The sequence below is a fragment of the Bergeyella zoohelcum ATCC 43767 genome (assembly GCF_000301075.1).
GTDB lineage: Bacteria > Bacteroidota > Bacteroidia > Flavobacteriales > Weeksellaceae > Bergeyella > Bergeyella zoohelcum.
In genome coordinates, this window is sequence record NZ_JH932293.1 from 645,473 (window position 1) to 648,591 (window position 3,119).

A 3,119-nucleotide genomic window follows, 5' to 3' on the forward strand; every position below is an offset into this window, starting at 1 on the left:
TTTAATAGTCTCCGCAGATTTATATCCTGGTAAATGTCCATTGGTTTTTACAAAATCTTCTACTTGACTCAGTGATTTGAAATTGTAATCTGCCTTGATAGACGAAGTCCCTGTATAGTACTTTTGGAATACATAATCTGGGAAGATAGTGGCTCCATTAACTCCTTGGAAAGAAGTAGCTCTTACCATTCCTTCATCTGTGATGCTTATTGGGTGAGTAGTTCTGTCTCCATTGGCAGATGTAATGGCAAGCTGTACCGAATTACTCGCTGTATCTGGAACCCATGCAGATCTGATAGTAGAAGCTGTACCTACTTTTAATACCCCATCTGCCGTGACGAATACCGGACGGTCTCCTGTACCTTGAAGTTCTGTAATAAGTACATTTCCTTTTATGTTTAATTTTTGAGTAGCCGGTGTATTAGAAATTACCGCACTTCCGAAACCAATATTAAGATTTCCCTCATCTGTTAAAATCATTTTAGAGCCTAAATTAGTTCCATCTTCTGCATACCCCCAAAAATGTAATCCATCTGCATAGTTATTGGTTCCTTGGCTTTGCATATTATAAATACGCCATCTTTTAGATAAAGTTCCACCCGTTTTAGCATCATTGATAAGCTCTACATACCCACCTAAACCATTAGAAGCATTTATAGAAGATTTCAGTCCTCCATTAGATAAAATATTTCCAGATACTTCTAATCTTTCCATAGGAGTTTTAGTACCTACACCTACTCTGTCCCCAAAGTACACATATCCATTATTGGTATAAATAGAAAAAACTTCACCTTTTATACCATCACTTTTCATACTATTTACATATACTCCATAACTATTAGTTACATTAGCTCCGGAATTGACACTCGACGACACTCTTACCCCATATAAATTTTTTACATTAGCATCTTGTTGTACATCAGTATAAAGAAAATTATTAACCAAATTTTCAGTAGTAGAATTACTATAAGCTCTCACAAAACCTCTAAGTGCAATAGCATGATTACCAATTGTACTGTTAGGAGTCAAATACACATTACTATCTGTTCCATACACATAATCCGCAGAAGAAGTCGCATACACCCCATTACGAGCACTCTGAGAATGCACATCTGCATATACTCCTCTTATTAAATTTGCTTTACCCAAATTTCGGACTAAAGCACTAACCCCATACATATTTGTAGATGTCGCATTATTTCTAGCTATGAATTGACCTGCTATATTAGTACCTACAGTTCCAGCAGTATATGTTTCATTTCCAGCACTAGTTATACCTCGTAATCCTATTAACTCAGCTACTGTATTATTGGAAAATACATCGGCACTATTAACAGTCGCAAAAATATTGCCAATAGGAGATGTTACATCTTTAATCACAATTCGCGTTTCATCCTGTAAATAATAAGGGTTGTTTTTTCCATTCACATGGCTTTCCTTTATCAACCCTTGGTTATGAGAAAAACTAAAACTACTAGGAGTAGGCAGAGTTCCATATCCTGTTTGAGGAAAAACATCAGAAGTCATATACAAACCAAAAGGAGTCTTCCCCACATTAAGGGCTTTTCCATCTTTCCAGTCAAAGTCCGTAGCAATAGGATTTCCTAATTTCAATTCAAACACTCCATTGTTTCTATATTGGACTGTATTATTATCTCCGTTTGCTGCTTTCAGATAAGTTTCCGTAACTCCACCATTATCTCTCTGAGCCCAAAGTTGGTCAGTAACATCACTCCCCGCTTTCACCCACTCGGTACCATTATAGAAATAGTACCCTTTTTCCGTAATCTTCGCTACTTTCGTATCTCCTCCTGTATAAGCAGAAATAGGAGAAGTAGTTTCATCCGTAGCATATACCAAAGTACCTTCTACTGGGGTAGCAATATTAGCAATTCTCGTCTTGCTTAGCTTCGGAGCAATAATCCCTTCGTTAGTGGTGGCTTCTTTCTGAGCATTGGCTGTACTTGGGCGGATGTCCATCGTAGCACTCGGCTCTATGGTGTTTATCCCTACTTTACCCTTGTAAGGGTCTTGCTGCTGTTGCTGTGCGTAACCATAAGTCATAAAACCTAAGAACGCTAACACACTGATCTTGATTGTTGTTTTGTTCATCGTTTTTAAATTTAAAATGTTGATTTATTTTTTTTATTAAATGATTAAAAGATTGAAAAAATTAAAGGATTCCGTTCGTTTCGATGATTTCGATTTTTTTAGATTCTTTAGATTTTTCCCTTTTTTATATATTCTTTTCATAGTCTCAATTCCCTAGCTAGGGAATTTCAATTTCCTAACTAGGAAATTATATTTTCCTAGCTTGGAAATTTTCCATCCCTAAGGTGCCTTTTCGTACTTGGCTGTTTTCAGGGCATCTTTCAGCTTTTTACCCGGCGTGAAAAGTATCCTAGAGTCTCTGATAGCACTCGCCGTTACTTCTGATTCCGCCTCCTTACCCTCACTACTAATGCTCTGACGGAAAGATCCTACCTCTCCCAAGCGTACTATAAAGCCATTGGTAAGCTCATCAGGCAATATATCGGCAAAGGCATACAGCACTGCACGGATGTCTGCCCCGCTTACTGTAGAAATTTTCTCTATTCGCTTCGTCATATCTTCCAGCGTCAGCTCTCCGCTGTACACTGGAGATGCGTAATATTTCTTCGCTCCGCCTCCCGAAACACCCGGTTGGCTCTTCTGAATGGTCTTAAATTTTAGTGACATAGGCTTTTATTATTAATGGATTAAAAGATTAGAGGATTAAAAAATTAAAAGATTCCATTCGTTTCGATGATTTCGATTTTTTTTTAGATTCTTTAATTTCTTTCCTTTTTTTAGATAATTCCTTATTAAATCCCTATCCTCCCAAAAAACAATTAGTGAACTGTACAAATTAGAAGGGAGACACTGATATCGTATTGATTTTTGTAAAAGGTTCTGGTGAAGGATAGGGAATGTACTGGTGCAGGTCTCTCCTCTATGGGGTAACAAATAACTATGATGATGACATAGACACAAACAAAATCGCCCCCTTCTCAATGAAGGAGGATATAAATTAAAATATCCGATATTTGCTCGCTCTAGATTTTTTTTATAGATTCCGCGTACACACGCATATTTATATA

1 protein-coding gene and 1 pseudogene are annotated in these 3,119 nt (G+C 37.1%); both read right to left on the minus strand.

Going from position 1 to position 3,119, the window contains the following annotated elements; translation table 11 throughout:
- Positions 1-2,112 (minus strand): annotated as a pseudogene (locus HMPREF9699_RS11290) (hypothetical protein); the annotation flags it as partial.
- Between the two features lie 219 nt (positions 2,113-2,331).
- A complete protein-coding gene (locus HMPREF9699_RS02965) occupies positions 2,332-2,718 on the minus strand; it encodes an HU family DNA-binding protein (RefSeq protein WP_002662300.1) in 387 nt (128 codons plus the stop codon).
- Positions 2,719-3,119: the final 401 nt, after the last annotated feature.

Excerpts from the sequence above, each read along its gene's own strand:
- HMPREF9699_RS02965 (WP_002662300.1), bottom strand. The coding sequence starts at position 2,718 with ATGTCACTAAAATTTAAGACCATTCAGAAGAGCCAACCGGGTGTTTCG.